Source organism: Peribacillus sp. Aquil_B1 (assembly GCF_022603275.1).
Taxonomy (GTDB): Bacteria; Bacillota; Bacilli; order Bacillales; family DSM-1321; genus Peribacillus.
On the sequence record NZ_JAKXEE010000006.1, the window covers coordinates 115,074 to 141,656 of the forward strand.

The 26,583-nt window shown below is 35.5% G+C and carries 20 protein-coding genes; 8 read left to right on the forward strand and 12 right to left on the reverse strand.

Annotation, left to right across the window (positions count from 1 at the left end; genetic code table 11):
* Window positions 1-143: 143 nt before the first annotated feature.
* The 6 genes from MPH60_RS25365 to MPH60_RS25390 form a co-directional block, all read right to left on the reverse strand.
* Window positions 144-707: a group-specific protein gene (locus MPH60_RS25365; protein WP_241594842.1), complete on the reverse strand. Its 564-nt coding sequence runs from the start codon at window positions 705-707 to the stop codon at window positions 144-146.
* Between the two features lie 236 nt (window positions 708-943).
* A complete protein-coding gene (locus MPH60_RS25370; RefSeq protein ID WP_241594843.1) occupies window positions 944-1,876 on the reverse strand; it encodes an alcohol dehydrogenase in 933 nt (310 codons plus the stop codon).
* A 193-nt stretch (window positions 1,877-2,069) separates the two neighbouring features.
* Window positions 2,070-3,323, reverse strand: a complete 1,254-nt coding sequence (locus tag MPH60_RS25375; protein ID WP_241594844.1) for an MFS transporter — start codon at window positions 3,321-3,323, stop codon at window positions 2,070-2,072.
* A 381-nt stretch (window positions 3,324-3,704) separates the two neighbouring features.
* Complete coding sequence (locus MPH60_RS25380) at window positions 3,705-4,478, reverse strand: GNAT family N-acetyltransferase (RefSeq protein ID WP_241594640.1); 774 nt, start codon at window positions 4,476-4,478, stop codon at window positions 3,705-3,707.
* A 180-nt stretch (window positions 4,479-4,658) separates the two neighbouring features.
* Window positions 4,659-5,081: a bleomycin resistance protein gene (locus MPH60_RS25385; RefSeq protein WP_241594641.1), complete on the reverse strand. Its 423-nt coding sequence runs from the start codon at window positions 5,079-5,081 to the stop codon at window positions 4,659-4,661.
* Window positions 5,082-5,247: 166 nt separating this feature from the next.
* Window positions 5,248-5,724 (reverse strand): GNAT family N-acetyltransferase, encoded by a 477-nt coding sequence (locus tag MPH60_RS25390; protein WP_241594642.1) that lies wholly within the window; start codon window positions 5,722-5,724, stop codon window positions 5,248-5,250.
* Between the two features lie 863 nt (window positions 5,725-6,587).
* Between MPH60_RS25390 and MPH60_RS25395 the strand changes: the two genes are divergently transcribed.
* From MPH60_RS25395 to MPH60_RS25410, 4 genes are all read left to right on the forward strand, one after another.
* Entirely contained in the window at window positions 6,588-7,805 is a 1,218-nt protein-coding gene (locus MPH60_RS25395; RefSeq protein ID WP_241594643.1) for an IS110 family transposase, read from the forward strand.
* A gap of 331 nt (window positions 7,806-8,136) precedes the next feature.
* Window positions 8,137-8,706, forward strand: coding sequence for a recombinase family protein (locus MPH60_RS25400; RefSeq protein WP_076315855.1), 570 nt, complete (start codon window positions 8,137-8,139; stop codon window positions 8,704-8,706).
* Window position 8,707: 1 nt separating this feature from the next.
* Entirely contained in the window at window positions 8,708-11,653 is a 2,946-nt protein-coding gene (locus tag MPH60_RS25405) for a Tn3 family transposase (RefSeq protein WP_241594644.1), read from the forward strand.
* Window positions 11,654-12,056: 403 nt separating this feature from the next.
* Window positions 12,057-12,848 (forward strand): GntR family transcriptional regulator, encoded by a 792-nt coding sequence (locus tag MPH60_RS25410; protein WP_241594645.1) that lies wholly within the window; start codon window positions 12,057-12,059, stop codon window positions 12,846-12,848.
* A gap of 168 nt (window positions 12,849-13,016) precedes the next feature.
* Here the strand turns inward: MPH60_RS25410 and MPH60_RS25415 are convergent, their stop codons facing one another.
* From MPH60_RS25415 to ttdA, 3 genes are read right to left on the reverse strand one after another with little or no spacing between them, the layout of a single operon-like run.
* A complete protein-coding gene (locus MPH60_RS25415) occupies window positions 13,017-13,814 on the reverse strand; it encodes a fumarylacetoacetate hydrolase family protein (RefSeq protein WP_241594646.1) in 798 nt (265 codons plus the stop codon).
* A gap of 20 nt (window positions 13,815-13,834) precedes the next feature.
* A complete protein-coding gene (gene ttdB / locus MPH60_RS25420; RefSeq protein WP_241594647.1) occupies window positions 13,835-14,446 on the reverse strand; it encodes a L(+)-tartrate dehydratase subunit beta in 612 nt (203 codons plus the stop codon).
* Entirely contained in the window at window positions 14,443-15,354 is a 912-nt protein-coding gene (ttdA, locus tag MPH60_RS25425; protein WP_241594648.1) for a L(+)-tartrate dehydratase subunit alpha, read from the reverse strand. Before ttdA ends, ttdB begins: the two co-directional genes overlap by 4 nt.
* Before the next feature lie 999 nt (window positions 15,355-16,353).
* On the opposite strand from ttdA, the gene MPH60_RS25430 reads away from it, so the two are divergent.
* The 3 genes from MPH60_RS25430 (at window position 16,354) to MPH60_RS25440 (ending at window position 20,135) form a co-directional block, all read left to right on the forward strand.
* Complete coding sequence (locus tag MPH60_RS25430) at window positions 16,354-17,718, forward strand: citrate:proton symporter (protein WP_241594649.1); 1,365 nt, start codon at window positions 16,354-16,356, stop codon at window positions 17,716-17,718.
* A gap of 214 nt (window positions 17,719-17,932) precedes the next feature.
* Window positions 17,933-18,322, forward strand: a complete 390-nt coding sequence (locus tag MPH60_RS25435) for a VOC family protein (RefSeq protein ID WP_241594650.1) — start codon at window positions 17,933-17,935, stop codon at window positions 18,320-18,322.
* A 382-nt stretch (window positions 18,323-18,704) separates the two neighbouring features.
* Window positions 18,705-20,135: an IS4 family transposase gene (locus tag MPH60_RS25440; protein WP_241594651.1), complete on the forward strand. Its 1,431-nt coding sequence runs from the start codon at window positions 18,705-18,707 to the stop codon at window positions 20,133-20,135.
* Window positions 20,136-20,658: 523 nt separating this feature from the next.
* Here the strand turns inward: MPH60_RS25440 and MPH60_RS25445 are convergent.
* The 3 genes from MPH60_RS25445 to MPH60_RS25455 all read right to left on the reverse strand — a co-directional run bounded on the left by MPH60_RS25445 (window position 20,659) and on the right by MPH60_RS25455 (window position 25,825).
* Window positions 20,659-21,024: a hypothetical protein gene (locus MPH60_RS25445; RefSeq protein WP_241594652.1), complete on the reverse strand. Its 366-nt coding sequence runs from the start codon at window positions 21,022-21,024 to the stop codon at window positions 20,659-20,661.
* A complete protein-coding gene (locus MPH60_RS25450) occupies window positions 21,021-21,788 on the reverse strand; it encodes a ParA family protein (protein WP_241594653.1) in 768 nt (255 codons plus the stop codon). The genes MPH60_RS25445 and MPH60_RS25450 overlap by 4 nt, the downstream gene beginning before the upstream one ends.
* Window positions 21,789-22,858: 1,070 nt before the next feature.
* The gene (locus MPH60_RS25455) at window positions 22,859-25,825 is read right to left on the reverse strand and encodes a Tn3 family transposase (RefSeq protein ID WP_241594654.1); all 2,967 of its coding nucleotides are present in this window, start codon (window positions 25,823-25,825) and stop codon (window positions 22,859-22,861) included.
* Between the two features lie 147 nt (window positions 25,826-25,972).
* Here MPH60_RS25455 and MPH60_RS25460 point away from each other — a divergent pair, with 147 nt between their 5' ends.
* The gene (locus tag MPH60_RS25460) at window positions 25,973-26,548 is read left to right on the forward strand and encodes a recombinase family protein (protein WP_041098603.1); all 576 of its coding nucleotides are present in this window, start codon (window positions 25,973-25,975) and stop codon (window positions 26,546-26,548) included.
* Window positions 26,549-26,583 lie beyond the last annotated feature (35 nt).

Sequence of the window (26,583 nt, forward strand, 5' to 3'; positions counted from 1 at the left end):
ACATAAGAATCTCTTATGGTTAATGTTTTATATTTATAGTTACATCTTCCACTAACCTGCCCCGTTAGTGCCATAAGAAAAAAGGCTGCCGCAGCAATCCTTGTTATTGAAGTAAGCACCCATTAGTTCTATAAGAATTCTATTTATTCGAGTTTATTCCAAGTTACAATCTCCACATCATTAATTTCAACCTCTCCAAGACTTAATAAATGTGGTATGTATGGAAAAAGACCAAATTTGTTACCCTTTTCATTTTCAATTTTGTAATATTCTACTGAAGGTGAGGGTATTTCTTTAAGTTCTTTATAAGTCTCAATATTCAATAGCTTAATTTCATCTTCTTCAATATCTTCAGCAGGACCTTTGTATTTCTCTTTTGTGTAAAGATATATAGCATTCATATTACTTGTTAGTCTTTCAATTGGGATTTTTAAAAATTGTTGTTCTTCTTTAGTTTTTATTCCTAAGCTAGTGACAGCTTCGTAAACATAATAAGGATGTAACGGTAGAAAATGAATGACATCATTCCATAAACAATTAAGTTTAGGTATTTGTTTTTTCAGCAGTTTCGGTCTCTCAGGGTGGTCATAATACTTTTTCGTATATTTCTCATACAAATGAGGATAGATCTTACCTAAAGCATTCAATGATATAAGTTTGTCGCCAATCATCTCTTTAGGAACCGCATGATATATATATTCTGGCATTGTTGCACCTCCAATTCTAATTATATACCCTTCAATAAAAGATCAACATTCTCCTCTTTAATCTCCGTTCACTTGTTGAACTATCCTGCCCCGTTAGTTCCATAAGAAAAGAACTGTCTCAAAGACAGCTCAGATCTTTAGCTAACGCACTCATTATTTTAATAAGAAATTGAGAATTCTATCTTTAACTAACCTCTATTCCTTTAGCAAAGGAAGTTAAAATGCCACAATGCTATCTAGTATTCTACTAAGACCTTTAAAGGATTGACTTTTCCTTCAGCTATGTCCTCAAAACAACTAATCAGTTCCTCTTTTTTTATTTTTTTCTCGAATATTTTCCTTAATTTAGTATCGTTTCGCACTTCATTAAGAAACCATTCGGAATGCTTCTTATAATCCCAACCGTCACTTGAACCGACAATTTTTAATTCTTTCTCAAAAAATTCAGGTTGTAAATCAAATCTCTCTTTATTCCCATCTGAAAGAATACATATACTACCTTCTTTCGTAAGTGATTTCTGTAATATATTAAATCCATCATTATGTCCTGAACACTCTAATCCATAATCATAATGATTTATTGGGTATGCAGCTCCAGATTTAATAATAGAGTCTGCCCCCAGCAGCTTAGCCAATTGCCCTCTTGAAGTATTTGGTTCTATTACATCCACATGTTGAACTTTTGAGTGTTGTTTTAAGTAATATAGAGTTAAAAGCCCTATTGTCCCCATCCCACTTACTATTACTCGATCTGATTCCTTAGGTTTGAGTTTCAGGACACCCTTTGACGAGTCACAGGATAAAATAGTGAGTAATGCGTCGGAATAGTGAATATCTTTTGGAACTGGAATAGCTTTATAAGCATTAATTACTCCAAAATCCTTGTGCCCATAAAATGCTACTACCCTGTCTCCAAGATTTAAAGACTTTACATCATCACCTGTCCTTATAATTTCACCATAGCTTTCATACCCAGTCTCTTTCGGATAAATAGGAGATTTATCAGTAAGATCACTTTCCATATATTGCGGCAGTTCTGCCCCGATACTGATTGCACCCGCAATAGTTTTTATTAGAATTTCATCTTTCTCAAGAGGGGGTAATTTATTCTGTATCCATTTCATCTTTCTTTTTCCATACAAAACCAGTGAATTTTGTTCTTGTTCCATAATATTACCTTCTTTCAAGGAATACTTATTGCACTAATCTGTCCCGATAGTTGCATGAGATACTGATCAGCTCCTGATAATGAAGAAAAGCACCAGTTAGTTGCAGAGTAATTGCACAATTTGTGTCTTAACGACACATGACATTCTACATTCAAAAAGCCAACGGAATCGTTGGCTTTTATGTCTAAATAATTTACAACTGCTTTTCGAGGTTATTGTTAGATTCACCTATGGTTAATGTTAAATACTTTCTAGAGGTAATAATATTAATAAACGAAAAACATAAGGATGTCGAAGCAATAATAAAGACAACTACTATGCTATATCGCTGGCCCAGTATCCCCATCACAAGAGTTGATATACCGAATGTTACCATTATTAAGGAACTCTGTACTGCATAAACCTTAGCCAAAATCTTTTCCCTAACTAAACTTTGGATGATTGTATGTATAGAAATCATCCTCAGTTCTTCGAATAAACCAAACATACAAATCAGTAAAAGAGAAAAGATGGGATTTACATTAAGTCCAAATAAAAGAGTCATTAGAAAGACCATAAAGCCTCCAAGCAATAGAACATTCCGGATATTTTTGTTAATGAAATCAGATTGTCTATATGCAAGTATTCCGGCTAGAAATAATCCGAATAATAAAGAGGTGTTTATATAACCCCACCACTCAGTTCCTACACCTAGCCTTATGTCTATAAAAGGGTATAGAATGGACGATACCCAAACTGGACTAGCTATAGAACTAAAAATTAGCGTTAAATGGAGGACACGCAGCCTCTTATCTCCTGCAATTATTCTCCAGCCTTCAAACATTGAAGTCATTTTACTTTCCTTTACTGATAGTTCTTCAAGTTCTTCAGATGGTTTCTTTTCTTTGACTTTAACGAATGCCAGTAAGCATGTAGATAATACATACAAACTAAACGTCAACATTAATAGCCCATTAGAATGCAAGAATGCTGCTAATATACCACCTGTAGCCCACCCACCCATCTGAATAAATTGATGGATAGAAGACAGTAGGCTATTTGCTTTTAATAAGTTTTCTTCTAAAACAAGTTGAGGCAGTAATGCACTACTTGCTGGGTTAGAGAAACTATCTAAAAAGGTGATAAAGAAAATAATTATATAAATTGTCACAATCGTCTCTTGCGATAATAATAATGATACGTACAGTGTTAGCATAAGTAAGAAACAAGTTTTAATTAATTGAGAGTTAAATAAAATCTTTTTTAAATTGTACCGATCTATGAGAAGGGGTGCTATTAATCCCCCTAAAAATCCTCCAAGCATATTTATTACAGGAACCAACGAAACATAAAATAAAGAATTTGTTACATTGTAAACACTTGTTATGAGTGCAACAATATAAAAAACATCACCAGCGTCAGCTAATGATTGCCCAACCAGTAGAACTTTAAATGATCTATTCTTCAATGTAAACAACCCCTCTAATTCAAAATTTCGAATGAGAAATAATGATTTACATTGGTTTCACTCCTTTAAAGTATTGAGTTACATTCCCGAATATTTTCATACAGAAATGTACTGGGTTAAAACAGAAAATATTTGTTAATTTCATTATTAATTAGAATAAGAGGGAGTTATCGATGAATTAATTTGGTAATTTATGTATTTAAATAATAACATAAAGTTTTTTTATAAGTAAGTGTTTATACTGTAAAACTATCCTGCCCCGACATAAGAAAAAGCTGCCTTAAAGACAGCTCCGATCTTCAGCTAACGCACCCGTTAGTTCCATAAAAAAAGCAACCTCTATAATTGGAGTAAAACACCCGTTAGCGAAATAAGGATTTTTTACTTTCTAATAAATACTGAATATTCCATTGGATTTTCGAATCCTAATCTTTCAGCCAGCTTTATCGACGCAAAATTGTTAACATTACAATCCCAATTGGGTTTCAAATTTCTTTCTATACAATGTTCAATGAATATCTCTGCAACATTTTGAGCTAAGCCCATTCCTCTATACTTATTTTTAGTTGTAATATCAATTTCAGCAAATTGTGATGAACTAAATATAGATGTACATTCACTTACAACGGTATCATTATGTAGCAAACAATAACCAAAACCATTCTCAAGAAAATTTGATACTGAACCCCAATATTCTTTATAATAAGATTCATTAAATTCCAGACTTTCAGTAATTATTTTTTCATCTAATCTCTTTATTATAAAATCATTGGGTAATTTCCCCTTTTTTATTGTTGAATATGTATCCTTATTAAAATGAAAAGAATATCTATGCATTTGTCTTAACTCATTTTCAAACAACTTATTTATAACTTGATCCCATTCTTTTGATGGAGAAAACAAAGTGAATCGCTTTTTTTCATTTTTTCTACTTCTAAAAATTTCTAAAAATATGCTATCAAGACCATCGTTCGTTTCGTCTCCACCAACAATAAAAATACCTGAATCGGTTCCAATTAAAACAGTTTTCTTCAATTCATCCATATATACCTGTCCAGGAATATAATTATTTAATACAGAGTAAGCAAATGTCGGATAAGTTTCATTATCCTTATTTTTCAGTAAATTTATGACCTTGTCAAACTCATTATTCATACACTGTTCCCCTTTTGTTTTTTGGTTATTCCTCATACTTGTTGTACTTTCCTTCTTACACTAACCTGCCCTTTAGCTCCATAAGAAAAAAGAGCTGCCAAAGCAACTCCTTATTTAAATAAAGCATCTATTAACGCAAAGTAGCTTGATCCATTTACTAAATTTCCCCTGTTGCATAGCTTAATCAGTCTCAACATCTTTTTCACCTAAAATTTGGACAAATCTTAATAGATAACCATCAGGGTCCATAACTAAAAATTCTTTTTGTCCCTTTAATTTAGTTTCAGCTCTATACCAATTCTCCTGAATATCAAATTTAATTGGATACTCGTTCTTTTTCAAATTATCAAATAGTAGATCAATATCATTTATAACGATTTGAAAATTAATTCCTCTTCCGTACGGATAAGATAACTTCCCAGTATTCCAATGACCATTTACTTCTTCAATCATAATCTGGCAGTCATTTAAAGACAGAAAAGCAAACTTATCCTCTGGTCGTTGATATTCAATTTTAAACAGGAGAATTTCCGAATAGAAATATAAACTTTGCTTTATATCTGAAACCGAGAGCTCTGGTATTAATGCATTGAGTTTGTGCAAAAATGCTTCCCCCACTTAATTTATTTATTATAATATTATAACACTCACTTACTATTAATTCTTATGCAACTATCCTGCCCCGTTAGTTCCATAATAAAAGAGCTGCCTTAATGACAGCTCCGATCTTCAGCTAACCCACCTTTTAGTTCATTAAGCACTATGTATTTTACACCGATAAATTCATTATAAACTGTTCACCAATTGGACCTATTTTTCTCTTGCCAGTATCTTGAAAACCCACTTTCAAATATAGTTGCTGGGCAGGCAGATTTTTATGATTTACAACTAAAACGATTTCATCACAGTTAGGAAATTCAGATTTAACAAAATCACTTAGTAAGAGCATACCTTGTTTAGCATAACCCTTTCCTTGCTTCGCATGATTAACAGATAATGCAGTTAACAACATAGCTTTCGGATTATCTGAATACTCCTTTACTCGTTCAGCTGAATGTAATAAAAAGAAACCTACAGGTTCATTCTCACTTAAAATAACAATCCGATGTTGCCCTTCTGTCGCCTCTAAAATCTTGTTTGGTAATGCAGTGAACTGCACTTGTTCTTCAGGAAGTTCAAAAGAATTTAATACATCTAAATATTCATTCGAAAAATGTTTTAACTCAACGTAATCAACTTTTTCCATAACCTTATTCCCCCTCAATTTATTTACAGATTATCATCCGAACATACATTTGTAAATTATTGTTAGTCAACTAACCTGCCCCGTTAGTTCCATAAGAAAAAGCTGCCTTAGAGACAGCTCTGATCTTCAGCTAACGCATCGTTCATTAGGGATAAAACCTCATCCTCCTGTTAAAATCTCTATAAAAATAATGGTAAAAACAAAAGCTATCAAAGAAAGTAAAACTCTATTAAATAAATGAATAGGCATTAGACGTTCCTTTAGCTTAAAGTATCCATTTAACACGACGATTAGTATAGCAAAATGAATAATCATTGCTATTAAATCAGTGTAAGTAAAGGGCTTGCTTATGTAACTATCTGAGTAAAACCCTGTTAGGATTATTACAGTAAAAAGAATAAATTGGATTCCAAAATATTTAATAAGATTCAATCTGCATAAGCTCCTTCTCAATTTCACATTGTGTTTCACCATTATTGTAGCTGTATGAAATAACTTTGGGAAACAGTACATATCGAGAAAACTTCTTCAACTAACCTGCCCCGTTAGTGCCATAAGAAAAGAGCTGCCTTAAAGACAGCTCCGATCTTCAGCTAAAGCACCCGTTAGCCAACCATGCAGCGCACGACCAGCGCTGCACCACAGAGAATGAAAATGGTGGAAAACCGTCCATACTGATTCTATGGCTGGGTGAGGAAGGTCGATGAACTATGGTGCCATTAGAGCCCATCCGTTAGTCTGACTCCAACGACCTCGGTGCATCACAGACTGTCGCTCCCTTACGGGAAGCACTCATGGTAGATTAATCCTATTCTGGTTTTTGCACCAGCCTCTAATTTTTCGCCATAGGAAGGATGGTTTCAATGGAAGTTATCATTGAACGAGTATGCGGAATGGATGTACATAAAGATAACATTACCGCCTGCATTATGACCCCCGAAGGAAAGGAGATTCAAACATTTTCTACAAAAACGGTGTTTTTAATTCAACTGATGGATTGGATTAAATCACATGGTTGCACTCATGTCGCTATGGAAAGCACAGGTGTGTTTTGGAAGCCTATCGTGAACTTAATTGAGGCTGAAGAAATGGAATTTTTAGTTGTTAACGCACAGCATATGAAAGCAGTCCCTGGTCGAAAAACAGATGTCAAGGATGCTGAGTGGATCGCTCAACTTCTTCGTCATGGGTTGTTGAAAGCAAGCTTTATCCCTGATCGAAATCAGCGAGAATTGCGTGAGCTTGTTCGTTATCGCAGAAGTATCATTGAAGAACGAGCTAGACAGCATAATCGAATTCAAAAGGTGCTTGAAGGTGCAAATATTAAATTAGGCTCTGTCGTATCGGATATCATGGGTGTTTCATCAAAGGACATGCTTCAAGCAATCGCAAATGGTGAGGATGATCCTGAGAAACTAGCAAACTTTGCGCGACGTTCGATGAAGAAGAAAAAAGATGATTTAATCCTTGCCCTGAATGGGTATGTGAATCCTCATCAACGCATGATGCTTAAAACGATTCTAACTCATATTGATTTTCTGACTGAACAGATTGAAAAACTCGATCAAGAGGTTGCCCAAAGAGTTAGTGTGTATCAAGAAAACATAGAACGACTGGATTCAATACCTGGAATTGCCACTCGAATGGCAGAACAAATTCTAGCTGAAATCGGAACGGACGTTGAAAAACAGTTCGAAAGTGCAGCCAGATTATGTTCATGGGCCGCCCTCGTACCAGGACACAATGAAAGTGCCGGAAAAAGGAAATCAACCAGAGGCAAAAAGGGAAATAAATATTTAAAATCTGCTTTAACTGAAGCTGCTCATTCAGTTGGAGCCTCCAAAAACTATCTTGGCGCTCTATACAGACGGACAGCTGCGCGAAAAGGAAGAAAACGAGCTGGAATTGTCGTTGCCCACGCTATGTTAAGAATTTCTTATTATCTTTTAACAAGAAAAGAAATGTATGTAGACTTAGGCGAAGATTATTTTGATAAGCAAAAGCAAGCTTCCATTGTACGAAATTCAGTCCGAAGGTTAGAAAACTTAGGATATACCGTAAATATATCAGAGGCATCCTAACCACCGATTTATTAGGAGATCTAATAGGGCGCTGCTCTTTTTCAAAAAAATTGAAGCTTGCGTTTTATTTAATATGGTCTTTTTCCTGATTATTAGTGTTTAATTTTCATGGTAGTGTAAGTACACCTTTTCACAATCTCCTATATCCATTTCCTCTATATAAAAAAATACCAAAAACGACCGTTTATGGTTATGGTGAGTGAGCGTCTTTAAAAGTCTCAAATAGTGCTAAAATACATACCCAAAACTATAACCAAAAACAGAATACCAATACATCAGCCTTAACCCCCTTTTTGGTATAATTAATTTGTATGGAAAGGGGAGTTTCAAATTGAAATTTGGTTATGCACGTGTGAGTACGCAAGATCAGTCATTATCATTACAACTTGATGCATTGGATCGTCATGGAGTGGACGAAACTTTTGAAGAAAAAGAATCTGGTAAAAGGAAAAATCGCCCGCAGTTGGAGGAGCTTCTTAAAGTATTACGTAAGGGTGACACAGTAGTTGTCTATAAATTAGATCGTATCAGTCGGAGTACCAAACATTTAATCGAACTCATGGAACAGTTTGAAGCAAAAGGAATCCATTTCGCGTCTATTCAGGATAAAATTGACACAACAACAGCTATGGGGCGATTCTTTTTCAGAATGTTGGCTAGCATAGCTGAATTAGAACGGGATATCATTAGTGAACGAACGAAAGATGGGTTGGTGGCAGCTAGATCTAGGGGAAGAAATGGAGGTAGACCGAAGGTTGAATCAAAAAAAATTATGCTTGCCATGAAGATGTATGAAAGTAAAGACTACTCCTTATCTCAAATTAAAGAAGCCACAGGAATAGGAGCAACAACGCTATATCGTTACTTGGGAAAGAAAGGGCTATCCAGCGAGGAGGTGTAACATGAGAGGGAAAGAACTATTAACCCTTGATCAGCGAAATATGTTTATGTCTATTCCTGATGATATGACTGAGCATGATATGGAAATGCACTATACTTTTACCACAGAAGATCTTGCATTTATTAATAAGCATCGAAGAGACCATAATCGCTTAGGGATTGCCTTACAACTTGCAGTTCTTCGGTATCCGGGTTGGACTTTATTTCAGATTAAAGACATTCCCAACCAAATACTCGATTATATTGCGAAACAAATTGATGTCTCCCCACAAGAATATACACAGTATGCAAAACGGGTAGCAACTCGAAATGAACACCTAGAGGAACTTCGACAGCATTATGGCTACCAAAATTTATCCTTTGGGATGTATCGAATAATTGCACAATATACTCTTCAACACGCTCTTGGGAACGGGAATACAGATTACTTGATTCGCTCAACAATTAAGGAATTGCGAAGACAAAAAGTAATTTTGCCAGCTATGACAACAATAGAAAGAATTGTATGGGAGGCTCGTCAACGGGCAGAAGAACGAATTTTTAAATCTATCAGCTCTACATTAAATGAATCTCAAAAACCAAAGTTAGATCACTTACTTGATGTAAGTTCCACCTATTCAAAGACACCCCTTGCTTGGTTACGAGAAGTTCCCGGTCAATCTTCTCCAGATGCCTTCTTAAAGGTTATAAAACGTCTTCAAGTCATACGAACTTTGCAACTTAATGTGGATATTAAAGAAATTCATCCAAATAGGGTCTTACAGTTAGCACGATTGGGTTCCAAATATGAACCCCGTTCATTCCGTAGATTTAAAGAGAATAAGAAATTTACACTTTTAATTTTACATCTCCTACAACTTAGCCAAAACCTTACTGATCATGCCTTTGAGATACATGATCGGCAAATCAGCTTATTGTTATCAAAGGGACGTAAAGCTCAAGAAGAGATTCAGAGGTTAAATGGTAAATCAGTTAATGAAAAGGTTATTCACTTTGCAGATTTGGGATCAGCATTGATTCAAGCAAAAGAACAAGGGAAGGACCCATTTGAAGCATTAGAAGCTATTATGCCTTGGGAGGACTTCGTAAACTCAATAGAAGAGGCGAAGCAATTGTCACGCCCAATGGATTACGATTACTTAGACTTACTAAAATTTCGCTTTAACTACTTACGTAAATATACCCCAACATTGTTAGAAGCCTTGGAATTCACTTCTACAAAATCAGGAGAGCCATTGCTTCAAGCTATTGAGACCATTAAAGAGATGAACAGAAATAATAAACGAAAGGTTCCAGAAGGTGCTCCTTTGGACTTTATCTCGAATCGCTGGCAAAAGCACGTTTATGATGATGACGGGAATATAAATCGCCAATACTATGAGATGTCTGTTCTTACCGAGTTAAGAAATCTTGTACGCTCAGGTAACGTTTCTATTAAAGGAAGTCGTCAGCATCAAGATTTTGATAATTATTTAGTGACAAAAGAAACATGGGAGCAAAACAAGCAGCTTAATGAACTTACCGCACCACCTTCTGTTGATGAATACTTAAAAGGAAAAATGGATGTATTACATAATCGGCTTGAATGGATTAAAGCGAATATCACAGAATTAGATGGGGTTAATTTTGAGGATGGACGGCTGCATGTCCATCGTTTGGAGAAAAACGTTCCAGAAAAAGCACGAGAATATAGTTTATCTCTATATCAACTGATACCTCGTGTGAAGCTGACAGATTTGCTTATGGAAGTAGCAAGTTGGACGGGATTCGACAAGCAGTTTCTTCATGCTTCTACACTGCATCCTCCAAAAGAAGAAGAAAAGCCAGCGATCATGGCAGCGATTATGGCTATGGGAACAAATATCGGTCTTACTAAGATGGCAGAAGCGACACAAGGAGTTTCATACCGGCAAATGTCCACAGCCTCACAGTGGCGTTTATATGAAGATGCCATGAATAAAGCACAAGCCATTATGGTGAATTTTCAGCATCAGTTAAGCTTGTCGTCGTACTGGGGAGATGGTACATCTTCTTCTTCAGATGGAATGCGTGTTCAAGTAGGAGTTTCATCCTTACACGCTGATGCAAATCCACATTATGGAACGGGAAAAGGAGCAACCATTTATCGCTTTGTTAGTGACCAATTTTCTAGCTTCTATACGAAAGTGATTAATACAAACGCAAGAGACGCTGTTCATGTTATAGATGGTTTATTGCATCATGAAACCGACTTGCATATTAAAGAACATTATACAGACACAGCCGGTTATACAGATCAAGTATTCGGACTAACTAATTTGTTAGGGTTTCGGTTTGCCCCAAGATTACGAGACCTTGCAGATTCAAAACTTTACTCATTTGAAAAGCCCGACCAATATCCAGAAATGGAGAAGTTGCTACGTGGAAGAATTAACACCAAGATCATTCAGGAAAATTATGATGATGTATTAAGGTTGGCACATTCCATTCGTAAAGGAACGGTATCTGCCTCTCTCATTATGGGGAAATTAGGTTCTTATTCTCGTCAAAATAGCCTTGCTACTACACTAAGAGAGATGGGACGTATTGATAAAACTTTGTTTATATTAGACTACATTTCTAGCGAAACATTACGTCGGAGAATCCAACGTGGATTAAATAAAGGTGAAGCCATGAATGCCTTGGCACGAGCTATTTTCTTTGGGAAACATGGGGAACTTAGAGAAAGAGCACTACAAGATCAGTTGCAGCGTGCCAGCGCCTTAAACCTCATTATTAATGCTATTAGTATTTGGAATACCGTGTATCTATCACAAGCAATTGAACATTTTAAAACTACAGGAAAATATCAAAAGAAATTGCTTCCACACATATCACCATTAGGATGGAAACACATAAACTTTCTAGGTGAATATTCATTTAAACCTGAGATTTCGACCTTTCATTCCCTACGTCCACTCAGAACATAAATAAAACCCTGATTTTTCTGCTTAGCGTAGAAAAATCAGGGTTTTTATATCCAAAAAATGTCTTAGCGTATAATATCTGCGTTTTGTCGGCAGTACCCCATACCCATCAAGCTAAGAGAAAAGACTACCCCAAAAATAAAAATTTTATAGAGTCTTTACTAAATTAAAGCTCAGAATTTTCGTTTTGGAATAAATGTGGAACATTAGCTTTATGACTATGTGGCGGTACCCATTTACCCAAATTATCTGTTTTTCTATTTTACCAATTGAGAGAGTGATTGTTTTTCTGTTATGATTTTACTTGTAAAGTCATAATATAACCTTGATAATCATAACCTACTCAACAGTATTTGGTTATAGTGTTACATAAAATTTGAAACTTGTCGGGATGAGTGATAATGAAATGAATAATCAAAAAACACCTCAAACACCGGATTCTAATGTTAAAAGACGAGATCAGTCTGAGCTTTCTCTGGCTGTTCGTTCATTTTTATCTAATTTAGATGTAAATGGAGAGTCACGATTGCCACAACGTGCGTATCTAGCTGTTCGACATGCGATTCGCCACCTTCAATTGCCCCCTGGACAGACTGTGTTAGAGAGGGAAATGGCAGAAATCTTGGGCATGAGCAGGACACCTGTACGTGAATCACTTGTCCGTTTGGAAACGGAAGGATGGGTACGGCTCATACCGCGTCGTGGTTTTATTGTTGCACCACTTGTGGCAGATGATCTTCAACAGATTTATGAAGTGGTGGAAGCGCTCGATGGTGTTGCAGGCAGACTCGCTACCGGTCGTGCTACTCACGAAGAGTTAAACCAACTTGAGCATCTGATTGAAGAACAAGAAAAGGCACTAGAACAAAACGATTTACTTGCATGGACAGAACTTGATGAACAATTTCATAATTACATTGTTGATTTAGCCCAAAACCCACGCCTCAGAGGGATTGTTGACAGTCAGTCTGACCAACTCTATCGCGCACGCTTATACACAATTGGGCTTCGACCAAAACCAACACGTTCAGTGATTGAACATAAGGCGATTTTAGCAGTCATGCGAGCAGGCGAGCCTGAAGCTGTACGAACTATGTTGCAGTCTCATCGCTATAGAGCACGCAACGAAATTCTAGAGGCTCTTCAATCTATGCCTCCATTACAGGAAGAAACGGTAAATAAGGAGACTTTTCCATGATGTAAGAATCTATCATTATTAATAAAGAAAGGCCGTAGAGATTTCACAGAAATCAACTACAGCCTTTTTTTTGTTAGACAGTCGTGCTTAATATTGATAAATCAGTTATGATATGATGTTTATTATCATAAACTAACCCATTATGGAATTAGCACCCATATTGTATTTTCATTTTACATAGTTACAAAGCTTACCAATCTGCTCTACTTCAACCACTACAATATCTCCCGACTTCATTGGGCAACTTCCAGAAGGCGAACCAGTAGCCAAAACATCACCCGGCTCTAGTGTCATAACCTGTGAAATCCAACTGATAAGGAAAGGAATTGAAAGTGACATCTGATTAGTATTACCCTCTTGTACAACTCTGCCGTTTAATGTTGTAACGATTCGTAAATTAGTTGGATCTATTCCTTTTACAATACACGGACCCAACGGGCCAAAGGTATCAAACCCTTTACCACGCGTAAACTGGGGATCATTTTTTGTAAGATCTCTTGCAGTCACATCATTAAATATAGTGCAGCCAAAAACATAATCCAATGCTTCTTCTTCTTTTATATTTTTGCCGCGTTTACCAATAACGAGTGCAACTTCCCCCTCCATTTCCACCTGCTTGGTTAAATTACTTGAGGGAAGAATGATTTCCCCCTGATCTGGAATCACCGAAGATGTCGGTTTTAAAAACAAGAACGGTTCTTTCAGATTTGCCTTCCCCCCAGTCTCTTTTGCGTGTTCAACATATGTCCATCCAAAATTAACGACTTTTGAGGGTACTACTGGCTCCAAAATCTTCACATCACTATATTTAACTCTTAATCCATCATATTTTAGTTCATTGTTGACAATTTCACTAAAATCACTAGACAATTGTAGAATTTCACCATCTTCAACAATTCCGTAATATACTTTTCCGTTATGTTGCAGATAGCGAACTATCGTTTGTATTTTTTGTAGTACCTGCATAAGCACACCAACTCCATAACTTACTTGATGAATCTTACTTGTTTACTGATTAACTCATATTGTTCTTCCTTCTTTTTATTAAACTCCACCTTATTTTCTTCAAAGATGTTATTTCCTTCTGTATCAATGGAAACGATAAGAGGACCGAACTCATTCACTTCACATACCCAAAGAGATTCTGGCATTCCAAGGTCTTTCCAGTGTACTTCTCTGATCTGTTCAACCTTTGTTGCCGCATAAACAGCATTTCCGGCTGGATAGACGAGATGCAGCGCTTTATGATTCTTGCATCCTTCTTCAGTGTTCTTCCCCATTCCACCTTTTCCAACAATAAGTTTAACACCTGTTTCTTCGATAAATTCCTTTTCGAATTTTTCCATTCTCATACTCGTTGTTGGACCAATAGAAACAATTTCGTACTGTTCCTTTCCAAGGTCTCTAACAATGGGACCTGCGTGAAATATGGCTTTGCCCTTAAGATCTACAGGTAAAGGGATTTTCTCTTCTATAAGTCTCCTGTGGGCAACATCTCTGCAAGTTACCAGTGTACCTGATAGGTAGATAATGTCTCCAATTCTTATGTCCTTAATATCCTCATCTTTTATAGGTGTGGTTAATACTTTTTTACTCATAGTGTTACCCCCTCGTGAGTACTAATTTCATAGTTCAAATTACTGTCAAAGGAAATCTTTCCTCTTCTATGGGACCAGCACCCTGTATTAATTGCAACTCCAATAGTAGAAGGATGTCTTGCCGTATTCACAACATTTACACCCATGACAGATTTAGATCCCTTAAGTCCCTGAGGTCCAAGGCCAATAGCGTTAATTCCATCTTCAAGAAGCTTTTCCATCTTAGCAGCATTTTCATTTTCATTATGACTTCCAACAGGTCTCATAAGAGCTTTTTTAGAGTTCATAGCTGCTGTTTCTACAGAAGTACCGACGCCCACACCAACAAGAAGTGGAGGACAGGCATTAATTCCGTAACTAGTCATCCGATCGAGTACAAACTTTACCACACCTTCATAGCCTTCACCCGGCATCAGAACAGTCGCCACTCCAGGAAGAGTACAACCTCCACCAGCCATATAAGTATAGATTTCCACTTTATCACTGTCTTCTGCAATTTCCCAAAAGATGCTTGGTGAACCGTCACCGATGTTCTTTCCTGTATTGTACTCATCAAATGTTTCTACAGAATTGTGTCGCAATGGAGTTTCTTGAGTTGACTTATACACACTATCCTTCAAAATACTATCTAACTGTCCAATCAGGGGGAAGTTCTGTCCACACTTAACAAAAAACTGGAGAACACCTGTATCCTGACATGAAGGTCTCTTTAACTCATAAGCCAGCTTCTGATTATCAAACATGGTTTTGTAAATGATTTTTGCAAGCTTATTATCTTCCTCTTCACTTAGTTCTTTCAGTTTATTTTCTACATCATCAGGTAACTTGTAGCTGACAAGGGAGACAAACCTTGCCATCAAATCAGTCATCTTTTCTTTTTGCTGTAACTTATCCATAATAACACTCATAATAACTCTCCTTTTTTATCTTTAATTTTTTTCTGTAGAAAGGAAGGGAATTGGTAGCTGTCTTTAAAGATCTAATGAAAGAATTTTCTGATATCAGTACCCCAGTTCCAGCTATATCGGTTGCTAAGCTAACGCGAATGAATTCATAAATAACAGGATCGTGTTAAAGTTTTTCTAATCCTTTAGCATCCACCATACGTCCATTTTCTAAGTAATACTCACAACCTTAAAGGAAGAAATCGCTTTCAAAATAAAAATTCCCGCCTGATACTTGAGCTAAATGAGCCAGTACATGTAACCATACTGTTTATCTCTTTTCAAATTCCTTCATCATGGATGACAGCTAGATGCACAACACGTTTTTCACTCATCGATAAATCTCGTACCACCATCCACATCTCTTTCATGTGAATCAGCTTAATGTGAATATCTTATGAGCTAATTATTAAATAATGTATACATTAAAGTCAATAGTTTTAATTTATTTTAATAAAATTAATTTCCGAATAAATATAGTTAGTTTCCTGCATATAATGTATATTTTCTACGTTTTTTATAATTATTACATTGGAAAAGGTTAAATATTCTAAAAATTACGTTGACATTAATGTATACATTAACATACAATCAAATTTAGAAATATAAGGAGTGATATTATTGGATGCGCTTTCAAAAAATAAATACAAAAATTAAAGAAATGGAGGTGTAGGTAAAAAGAGATCATTTGAGCAACATTGCCTACCAATTTATTCTCCCACATGAGACGATTTGTTTTTTGTATGATCATAAGGGATGAACATTTTGTATACGCTTCCATTGCTAACAATTTAGTTTCATCAATTAAATGAAAAAGAACCTAGAACCACATTAAATGATGGCCCTTCTGATAAGGTTCTGGATAAAAGATAAATATATTCAAAGCTTAATAGCGTAGTCATAACTTAACTATTTAAAATTACTAATAACTTAATGTCATACTTAATACGGGAGCTGGTTTGTATGTTAACATTCCTAGCATTATTAATGATCATTGTATTCATTGTACTTCTCTCAAAAAATAAATTATCTGTATTCGGGGCATTAACAATTGTTCCATTTGTTTTTGGAGCAATTGCAACCTTTGTAACGGGTGCTTCCTTTTTGGATCTCTTTGAATGGATTAAAGAAGGTATTTTATTTAGTGTAGATGAAGAAACAGGAAAGGTTTCTACTGGGGTTATTTCACCTGCTATTGTTATCTTATTTGCGGTGTTGTATTTTGGTTTAATGCTTAATGTCGGTTTGTTTGACCCTTTATGCGAATTCTTTATTAAAAAAGCAAAAGGGGACCCATTGAAAGTTACAATAGCAACCGTTTTAACTGCGACAGTAGTCACTATGAATGGTGATACTACTACAACTATTATTATTTGTGTTGCTGCTTTCCTTCAACTTTATAAACAAATGAATATTAAGCTAATTTATTTAGCTGTAATTATTGTTACCCCTATTGGCATTTTTAATCAGTTACCATGGGGAGGCCCAACAATTGCTGCAAGCACAGCAATGGGTGTAAGTATTAGCGAATTGTTTGCAGATTTATTGCCAGGAATGCTAGTTGCTGAAGTATTTGCAATTTTTATGGCTTATTTTATCGGAATAAAAGAAAGAAAACGCTTAAACTTTGATCCTAAGACTGCTAAAGATATTTCTCCAGAGCAATTGGAAAGTATGTTAAACGCTATTCGTCTAAAAGATCCTGAATTAAAGAGACCTAAACTATATGCTTTTAATTTGATTTTAACGCTTGCTATTTTAGTTATGCTTGTGATGGATGTTGCACATGGCGGTGTTTTATTTGGTATAGGTGCAGCAATTGCCCTTACGGTAAACTATAAGTCAACAAGTCTTATTAATGAACGAATTGATGACTTAGCAGCAGATGCTTTAGCACCAGCTTTGGCAACTTTGGCTGCCGGGGTTTTCTCTGGCGTTTTAACAGGTAGTGGGATGTCAACTGCTTTAGCAACATCTATTACAGCTATGATCCCAGAATCATTAGGCTCAAATATGGCACCAATCTACGCGTTAATTGCAGTACCTGCAATTACATTTTTACCGCAAGATGCTTTCTACTTTGGGATTGCCGGCGTTATGTCAGATGTTATGGGCCAATATGGTATTTCTGCTAGCGAAGCAGCTGTAGCTTCCATGGTGGGACAGGCATTCCGTCTAATTTCACCAGTTATTCCAGCTCTATATATGTTAGTTGATTCTACGGAGACAAACTTTATAGACTTTCAAAAAAAGTATGTAATTTATGCTTGGCCCATTATACTTATATACCTAGTTGTTTATACATTAACCGGGGCATTGCCGATTTAGAAAAAAGTCCTTTTTAAGAATTATTTGTACTTTTCTATTGGATAAAATCGATATCATGAAGTACAACTAGTTCAATTCATTTGATTAGGCTAAGTCAGAATGCTACATAGAAATTTCCTATCAAATAAAAAAATTGGAAACTCTAAGCTAGTGTATATATTTTTAAATTTTTAAATTTTTAAATTTATTATTTATGGCGAAAGGAAGAATATAAATGATAAATAAAATGGAACACATAGCCATCATTGTGACCGATATGGATCACACTATTCAATACTATTCAGATATGTTTGGATTTAAGGTTCGCCTTAGGGGATCTTCTAAAAAAAGAGAGATGGCATTTTTATTTCTGGAAGAACAGCCTAGTATGGAAATTGAATTAATTCGAGATATTGATCCTATTGGTGAGTATAACAAAAGTGGGATTGTAAACCATCTTGCTTTTACTGTAGATGATATTAACCAAGCAATTAGTCATTATGAGAAAAAAGGGATTAAATTTTTATCGATCCAGCCACAATCAACACTTGAAGGTGGCCTAATGATTTTGTTTTATGGACCTAGTGGTGAATTGTTACAACTGATAGAACGAGTAAGAAATTAAAAGTATTTAATGAAAAATACTTTTTCTAACGGGTTTTATGTCAGCGAAAATGGGTTGGGCATCTTTTTAGATGCTCAACCCATTTTATCTAGAATTAAAAAAGTCATGTCGACACTATGTCTACAGCATTTCAACAGTATATCGATATTTCGAGGACTTTCATGATATCAGGGTTTCGTTGGGCTTTGCCTAGCATAGCTTTGCCTAGCATATACGGTTAGTGATATCGAAAATCCCTTATGCTCTTCAAGCATTTTGATTGAAGATAAGTTCATTAGGGGTAGAGTCACATGTTAATCAAGCTAAGTTAAAATTACACCCTTAAAGAGAAAAAACGCTATGCTTATCGTAAGAAGTTTACGAGAAAGGATGGTGTTTTTTAATGAATCCTATCATTTCAAATGAACTGAATCTTTTCGCACAAGAGCTACAATACTCTTTATCTCCAGTAGTCTTACAAGCTATTTCCAAACAAGTTGGCTTTGTACAGCGATCTAGTAAGTATCAAGCAAACGAACTCATTGCCCTTTGCGTATGGCTCAGTCAGGAAATCGCTAGCACATCACTTACACAATTGTGCAGTCGGTTAGAAGCTTATACTGGGGTCCTGATGAGCCCAGAAGGATTGAATCAACGCTTTAATCCTGCAGCTGTTGCATTTCTTCGAGAAGTCTTTACCTCTCTTCTTACAAAAAAACTCTGTTCCAATCAATCGCTTTCTGCACATATGATATCTACTTTCAATCGTATCCGTATTTTAGATGCGACAGTGTTTCAACTGCCTGATCATTTTGCCACTGACTATCAAGGTTCAGGTGGAAGTAGTAATACGGCAGGTGTAAAAATCCAAATGGAATATGATTTACTGAGTGGTCAATTTCTTAACGTGCAGCTTGGACCAGGAAAGAATAATGATAAAACATACGGTACTATCTGCCTTGAAACGGTAGAGGCTGGTGATTTATGTTTGCGTGATCTTGGTTACTTCGATTTAGGAGACATAAAAGCCATTCATGATAAAGAGGCTTACTATATCTCGCGGTTGAAGCTAAATACACGTATTTATACCAAGAACCCTGAGCCAGAATACTTCAACAATGGAACGTTAAAAAAGCAAACCGAATACATCCAGCTTGATATGACACAAATGATGTCTGGTCTATCCCCTGGTGAAACGATGGAAATCCCCGAGGCATACATTGGCCAAAATCAGAAGCTTCCAGCACGTGTCATAATTCATCGTTTAACCGACGACCAAACGCAAACACGCCTGAAAAACCAAGCGATACGTGAAAAGAAGAAAGGCATTGTCATGAAGGAGAAAAGTAAGCGCTTGATGGGAATGAACGTCTATATCACGAACACATCGCCAGAAGAAGTCCCCACTGAATATGTCCATTCCCTCTATTCCCTGCGTTGGCAGATTGAGATTTTATTTAAAACATGGAAGTCATTCTTTGAAATCGATGAATGCAAAACGATCAAAAAAGAACGCCTAGAGTGCCATTTATATGGACAACTCATTGGCATCCTCCTCTGTTCTTCTACGATGTTTCAAATGCGACAGCTTCTGCTTGAAAAGAAAAAGCATGAGCTGAGTGAATACAAAGCGATTTATATGATAAAAGATTACTTTCCATTATTGTTTCAAGCGATAGCAGTTGGCACAGAAGAACTTTTGAAAATTCTGCATCGCCTTTATCAGCTGCTAAAAAAGAACGGTCGTAAATGTCATCGATATAAGAAGATGACCGTCTTTGATATTTTAGGGGTCGTGTATGAAACAACGGTGAAGCATAGACAAGCTGCCTAGCGAAAAAATCGCGTTTTAATAGGCTTCTTTGGCATGCCTACTTTTCCTCACTCGCTAGTTTTGAAACGAGGATCATTTCATATCTAGTAATTTACGTTGTTAGCTTGATGGGTATGCGGCAGGACCCCTACTATGAATATTTTTTTAGAAATTAGACATAATAAGACTTCATTTAGTAAAGGAGTGTTCTTGCTTGTTTGAAATAAAGCATTTTCTTTACATACTCTTAATTGTCTTATTTCTTGGGAGTGAAGGTTATCTTATATACAGGTTTATTAAAACTCCTGGCAACGGCCTTCGTTGGGCTTTAGCTATCTATGGAGTAATTGGTTTATTTTCAATTGTCTTTGAGATGTTTTTTAATTTAACTACATAGTTTGTGTCAAAAAAACCTTATCAAAATGATAACAAGTATTTAACCTGCTTATTGGGTTATATATTTATCTCTACATTTTCATATTAAATACTTACTAAGATAGCGACCACAGAGGCTTACAAACTGTGTCATCCCCCCACATTTTTTTTATAACCCTAACGCTTTTCTTAAAAGATCGTTTACAAATTCAGACTTTTTAAGCCTATTCTTTTTCACTATTGTATCGATGGTTTCACTGACAGATTGATCTAGTCTGAAACCAACTAAAACTTTTTCTTCTTGTGCTGTTTTCTTTTGCAAAAGGCTTTCTACAAACCGAGTTGTTTTGATTTCACTAACATTTTCATTAACTTGATTGTTAACAGAATAATTAACATTTTCATTATCATTTTCTATAACCTTTGACTTAATACTTTCATTGTTACTTATATTAATTTTTTCTTTATTTTTTTTGTTACCCTTTTCATTAATTACGGGTGTTTCTTCGTTCATTTCTTCAAATAAATTACTCATTGTTCAATAACCTCCATTGTTAACTTAAAATATACTTGTTTTAATTTGTTATGTCTTCGAGAAAGTACAGGCGGTCTACTCTCCGCAAATAAACTATTAATTCCGTCCTTTGTATCCCATATTTTCACTTTAGACATTTCAAGTCCGTTTTTACTTAAAAACTGTTCACACTGTTCAATCGTTTGTCTATGATTTTTAGAGCGTTTATCAACTTTCGTCGGAATGACTTTTTTAATTCTAGCTTCAGGATTTAAACTCTTTCTTAAATCTTCTACTTGTTTAATGGTTTTTATTAGACCAGCTGCTCCATACATTTCCGGTTGGAAAGGTACCAGAATTTCATTTGCTGCAACCAATCCTAAACCTGTAGGGAATCCAAGAGACGGTGGGGTGTCGAGGAAAATAAAGTTATATCGATCTCCAATTTCATTAATTTTTTCTTTTAAAATTAACAATGGGTTTTGCTTTCTTTTTTCTCTAATATTTTTTTCTAATGAATAACCAGATTCAGGTCCAGTTACAATGTCTAGATTAGTCGAAACATTAACGAACACATCATCAAAATCTTCATCATTTATAAGCCAATCTGTAACAGTTTTTTCTGCTTTTTTCTTTTGAAAAGTAAGCAAAACATTTTGTTGTTCATCTAGATCAATTACGAGAACTTTATACCCTTTTAAAGAAAGCTGAGCAGATAAGTTTGCTGTTATGGAAGTCTTAAGACAACCGCCCTTATTCATCACAGTAGTAAAAACTCTTGCCATATAAACACCCCTTTTTTAAAAAAAATAGCTGATTTAACAATTCGTTAATAAAACTTTAATTCCTTTTTTAAAGGGATAATTATTTTCATTTTTATTTTTTTGTTAACAAATTTGTTAATTATTAGTTTAACAAAAAAATTATCTTTTTTTATAATTCTTATTATAATTAATTAATAATCATATGTTAATAAAATTGTTAAATTAATATTAATAATTAGGCATAAAAAAAATAACCACTTGGTTAATTTTTTGGGTACTTCTTTACTCTTCCCCCCCTTCTTTTTGGGGTGTGAAGGCTGTCGTTTTTAGCGAATCTACTCAAAGCCAAAGCACGCTGTTTCGTTCGGAAGCTGGGCGCTTTCTCGCTTTATACTGTGCCAGAACAAGCCGAGTGCCACCACCTCCTTTTTGGGTTTGCTCGGCTTGTCAGTGAAGCCAAAAAGCGAGAAATTTGAAAAATCAATGGTAAAGGTGGAGATTTTTTTTGCCCTTTAAAAAAATACTACCTGTCATTGAATTTTCAAAAGCCATTATTCGGATTGAGTCGTTTTTGTAAGTTTAAGAATAAAATTAACAATATAAGGAAATGTTAATACTTCACTATAAAAAGGAGTATGAACAAGTATGGATAAGCTTAGAAAAATCTTAGAAATACAAGACAACATATTGATGATATGTGGAATTTTTTTTGCAATTCGCCTTATTTACACAAAAGAAATATACATAGAAACAGATGGATATACGATAAATACGCTTAAATTACTCATACAAACAATTGTATTGGTTACTATATCTAGAATATATATAAAGAAGAAGACTAGCGAAGAAATAAAACATAAGTAACTGCGGTTAACCAAAGTTTTATACTTTCTTAGCAAAAAAATAAAGCAGGCTTAAGCCTGCATTGGTTAGCCTTGAAGGCTATTTTTGTTTATACATCCACTTCCTGTTTTTTTAACCGCTTTATTTGTTTCAATTCTTGAATGACCTTATAAAGGGGTACCGTCAGGAAAATGCGGATTTACAACGCTAAGCACATTTTCGGGACGATTCCCCCATTTTTTACAACGTTAAGAAAGTTTCAATGGTCTTAAAGAATCTAACGAGACCACTTTCTCCAAATTAAAATGATATTCCCCTAGTAAATTAATATGTTCCCAACCTAGAGGCGACATATGGTGCAATAATTCTTCATTAAAACGACCAGACCGTTTTTGATATTCAACTGCTTTTGTTAGATGTAAAGTATTCCAAATACTGATGGCATTGATGATTATGTTTAGAGCACTGGCCCTTTGCAATTGATGCTGTATGGTTCGTTCCCTAAGCTCACCTTGCTTTCCAAAGAAAATAGCTCTTGCTAATCCATTCATGGCTTCGCCTTTATTCAATCCTCTTTGTATTTTTCTTCTTAATGATTCATCCGATATATAATTCAAAATAAAGATCGTTTTTTCTATTCGGCCCATCTCACGTAAGGCCGTAGCCAAGCTGTTTTGTCTTGAATAGGAACCTAGTTTTCCCATAATAAGGGATGCTGAAACTGTTCCTTCTCTTATAGAATGAGCTAATCGCAAAACATCCTCATAATTTTCTTTAATGACCTTTGTATTTATTTGTCCACGTAAAATGGCTTCTAATTTTGGATATTCACTTGCTTTATCTATTGTAAATAATTTTGAGTCTGATAAATCTCTTATTCTAGGAGCAAATTTAAATCCTAATAAATGAGTCAGCCCGAATATTTGGTCTGTGTAACCAGCTGTGTCTGTATAATGCTCTTCTATATTTAGATCCGTCTCATGGTGCAACAATCCATCTAAAACATGAATCGCATCTCTTGAATTTGTATGAATAATCTTTGTGTAGTAAGAAGAAAATTGATCACTAGTAAAACGATAGATAGTTGCTCCTTTTCCAGTCCCGTAATGAGGGTTTGCATCTGCATGCAGTGATGAAACACCTAGCTGCATTCTCATACCATCTGACGAGGATGTTGTACCGTCACCCCAATAGGAGGACAACTGTAATTTATGATGGAAGTTTACTAAAATGGCTTGGGCTTTATTCATTGCATCTTCATACATGCGCCATTGAGATACATTGGCTAATTGCTTATATGTAAGTCCAGGTGTGGCTTCGGCCATCTTGCTCAAGCCAATATTCATTCCCATTCCTAAAAGAGCAGCCATGATAATGATTGTTTCTTCCTTATCTGGTTTTCGATTATTGGAAGCATGAGTGAATTGCTCATGAAATCCTGTTATATGAGCCACATCCATGAGTAAATCAGTTAATTTTATTCTTGGTAGCATCTGATACAGGCTTGCACTAAATTTCTTTGCTTCTTCTGGAACATCTTTTTCTAATCGTGCAAGTGACAGCTTTCCTTTTTCAAGAGAAACTCCATCTAACTTGTTGGAATTAGCAGCTAACCACTGTAACCTCCCATTAAGGCTGCTAGTTCTCTCTGTAATATAATCCTTGAATGATAAACTAACCGATAATCTTGTATTCTCCTTCGTTTGATTCCATGTATCTTCGGAAAACAAATATTCCTCAAAATCTCTATATTGTCTACTGCCCACAATAGAAACATCACCAGCCCGAATATGCTCCCGAAGTTCTGTTAAAACAGCCATTTCATAGTAATGCCGATTGATTGTTGTACCATCATCCTCGTATAAATGCTTTTTCCACCGTTTTGAAATAAAATCCAAAGGTGAGTTATCAGGTACTTTTCGCTTCCCAGATTCGTTCATTCCTCGTATAATCTCTACAGCTTGTAAAAGTGGCTCATTCGCCTTTGTGGAATGAAATTCCAATACCCTTAATAGGGTTGGCGTATATTTTCTAAGAGAATAAAATCGTTTTTGCAGTAAGTCTAAATAGTCATAGTCGGCAGGACGTGCAAGCTCCTGAGCTTCTTCGACCGAAGAGACAAAAGAATTCCATTCGATAACGGATTCTAAAACCTCAAAAACGTCTAATTTTTCCTTTTTTGCTTTGATTAAAGCTTGTCCGATGTTCGTAAAGTGTATAACTTTCTCATTCAGCTTTTTACCGTTTTGTTTCTGAATTTCCTCTTGAGCCTTACGGCCTTTTGATAACAGACTAAGTATTTGTCTATCATGAATTTCAAAAGCTTTATCCGTTAACTCTTGAGTAAGATGTAATAAATAGACGGTTAATATCGAATATCGCTTATTTTCTTGAAAGTCACGGAATGCATATGGCTCATATCTTGAGCCTAAGCGAGATAGTTGAAACAGGCGATTGCGATGCAAATGACTAATTTGTACCGTTTCTAATTCCATTCCTCGTATGTATTCGAGTCGTTCTATTACTTTTAGAAATGTTTCGGGTGAAGGATGACCCGGCGGTTCCTTTAACCAACCCAATATCGTTTTATTGGATTCGGATGGATGCTGCGAAGTAATGATCTCTTCAAGCTTTCCTTTTTGTTCATTTGTAAGAGATTGACTAACAGTATTAAACAGTTTCTTTTCAGCCATTGCCCTTGCCTCCCACACCATTCTTTCAAGTGTAGTAATAGCAGGCAGTATGATTTTGTTTTTTCTTAGAAAATCTATACATTCATGTAGTAGATGTATGGCATCGCCATTTTCAAAAGCTAATTGATGAAGATGCTTAAATGCTATTCGATATTCTCTTAGAGTAAAAGTTACAAAGTCGTATTCACTTCGAAGTTCTTTCAAATGATCCCAAAGTGTATTTTCTCTTTGAGGATAAAGACTAATCGAAGATGGAGTGGCACCGATTTGTTTCGATATATAATGTATGACTGATTCCGGGATGCTTTTGATATGAGTGTATGGCCAACCGGGATACCGAAGAACAGCTAATTGAACAGCAAACCCTAAACGGTTTTCTTCTCTCCTTCGCTTATTAACTATTTCTAAATCCCGTTTGGAAAAAGTGAAGTAGGTCCCCAATATCCATTCATCTTCAGGGATTTGCATAAAATCCTGCCTCTGTTCCAGTGTAAGCAATTCTCTACCTCTCGCAATTTTCATTCAGTATCATCCCATTTCCATAATTATTCAGTTAATTAGTTCAATTATATATCAATAGAGTGTACTCTATTGATACAAGTGTAGTAGACTGATAAAATCATAGTTAAGAGTGTCTCATAAGACTTGTCTCAAAAACGAGGTGATATTTTGCGAAAAATCGGTTATATACGTGTCAGTTCGACTAGCCAAAATCCTTCAAGACAATTTCAGCAATTAAACGAAATCGGTATGGATATTATTTTTGAAGAAAAAGTTTCTGGGGCAGCAAAGGATCGCGAGCAACTTCAAAAAATGTTAGAGGATTTACAGGAAGGAGACATTATTTATGTTACAGACTTAACTCGGATCACTCGGAGTACGCAGAACTTATTTGAATTGATTGATTTAATACGCAGGAAAAAGGCAAGCTTAAAATCACTCAAGGATACATGGCTAGATTTATCAGAGGATAATCCATACAGCCAATTCTTAATTACAGTAATGGCTGGTGTGAACCAATTAGAACGAGATCTTATCCGTATGCGTCAACGAGAAGGGATTGAGCTGGCTAAGAAAGAAGGGAAGTTTAAGGGTCGTTTAAAGAAATATCATAAAAATCACGCAGGAATGAAATATGCAGTAAAACTATATAAAGAAGGCGGTATGACTGTAAATCAAATTTGCGAAATTACTAATGTGTCTAGGGCTTCATTATATAGAAGGCTATCGGAAGGAAACAAATAGTTTGTCCTGATTCTATCAAAAGGTTTATTTTTTGA

Excerpts from the sequence above, each read along its gene's own strand:
- MPH60_RS25390 (WP_241594642.1), bottom strand. The coding sequence starts at position 5,724 with ATGGAAAAAGTTGATTACGTTGAGTTAAAACATTTTTCGAATGAATAT.
- MPH60_RS25430 (WP_241594649.1), top strand. The coding sequence starts at position 16,354 with ATGTTAACATTCCTAGCATTATTAATGATCATTGTATTCATTGTACTT.
- MPH60_RS25380 (WP_241594640.1), bottom strand. The coding sequence starts at position 4,478 with ATGAATAATGAGTTTGACAAGGTCATAAATTTACTGAAAAATAAGGAT.
- MPH60_RS25445 (WP_241594652.1), bottom strand. The coding sequence starts at position 21,024 with ATGAGTAATTTATTTGAAGAAATGAACGAAGAAACACCCGTAATTAAT.
- MPH60_RS25395 (WP_241594643.1), top strand. The coding sequence starts at position 6,588 with ATGGAAGTTATCATTGAACGAGTATGCGGAATGGATGTACATAAAGAT.
- MPH60_RS25365 (WP_241594842.1), bottom strand. The coding sequence starts at position 707 with ATGCCAGAATATATATATCATGCGGTTCCTAAAGAGATGATTGGCGAC.
- ttdB (WP_241594647.1), bottom strand. The coding sequence starts at position 14,446 with ATGAGTAAAAAAGTATTAACCACACCTATAAAAGATGAGGATATTAAG.
- MPH60_RS25410 (WP_241594645.1), top strand. The coding sequence starts at position 12,057 with ATGAATAATCAAAAAACACCTCAAACACCGGATTCTAATGTTAAAAGA.
- MPH60_RS25435 (WP_241594650.1), top strand. The coding sequence starts at position 17,933 with ATGATAAATAAAATGGAACACATAGCCATCATTGTGACCGATATGGAT.
- MPH60_RS25455 (WP_241594654.1), bottom strand. The coding sequence starts at position 25,825 with ATGAAAATTGCGAGAGGTAGAGAATTGCTTACACTGGAACAGAGGCAG.
- MPH60_RS25370 (WP_241594843.1), bottom strand. The coding sequence starts at position 1,876 with ATGGAACAAGAACAAAATTCACTGGTTTTGTATGGAAAAAGAAAGATG.
- MPH60_RS25450 (WP_241594653.1), bottom strand. The coding sequence starts at position 21,788 with ATGGCAAGAGTTTTTACTACTGTGATGAATAAGGGCGGTTGTCTTAAG.
- ttdA (WP_241594648.1), bottom strand. The coding sequence starts at position 15,354 with ATGAGTGTTATTATGGATAAGTTACAGCAAAAAGAAAAGATGACTGAT.
- MPH60_RS25440 (WP_241594651.1), top strand. The coding sequence starts at position 18,705 with ATGAATCCTATCATTTCAAATGAACTGAATCTTTTCGCACAAGAGCTA.
- MPH60_RS25405 (WP_241594644.1), top strand. The coding sequence starts at position 8,708 with ATGAGAGGGAAAGAACTATTAACCCTTGATCAGCGAAATATGTTTATG.
- MPH60_RS25415 (WP_241594646.1), bottom strand. The coding sequence starts at position 13,814 with ATGCAGGTACTACAAAAAATACAAACGATAGTTCGCTATCTGCAACAT.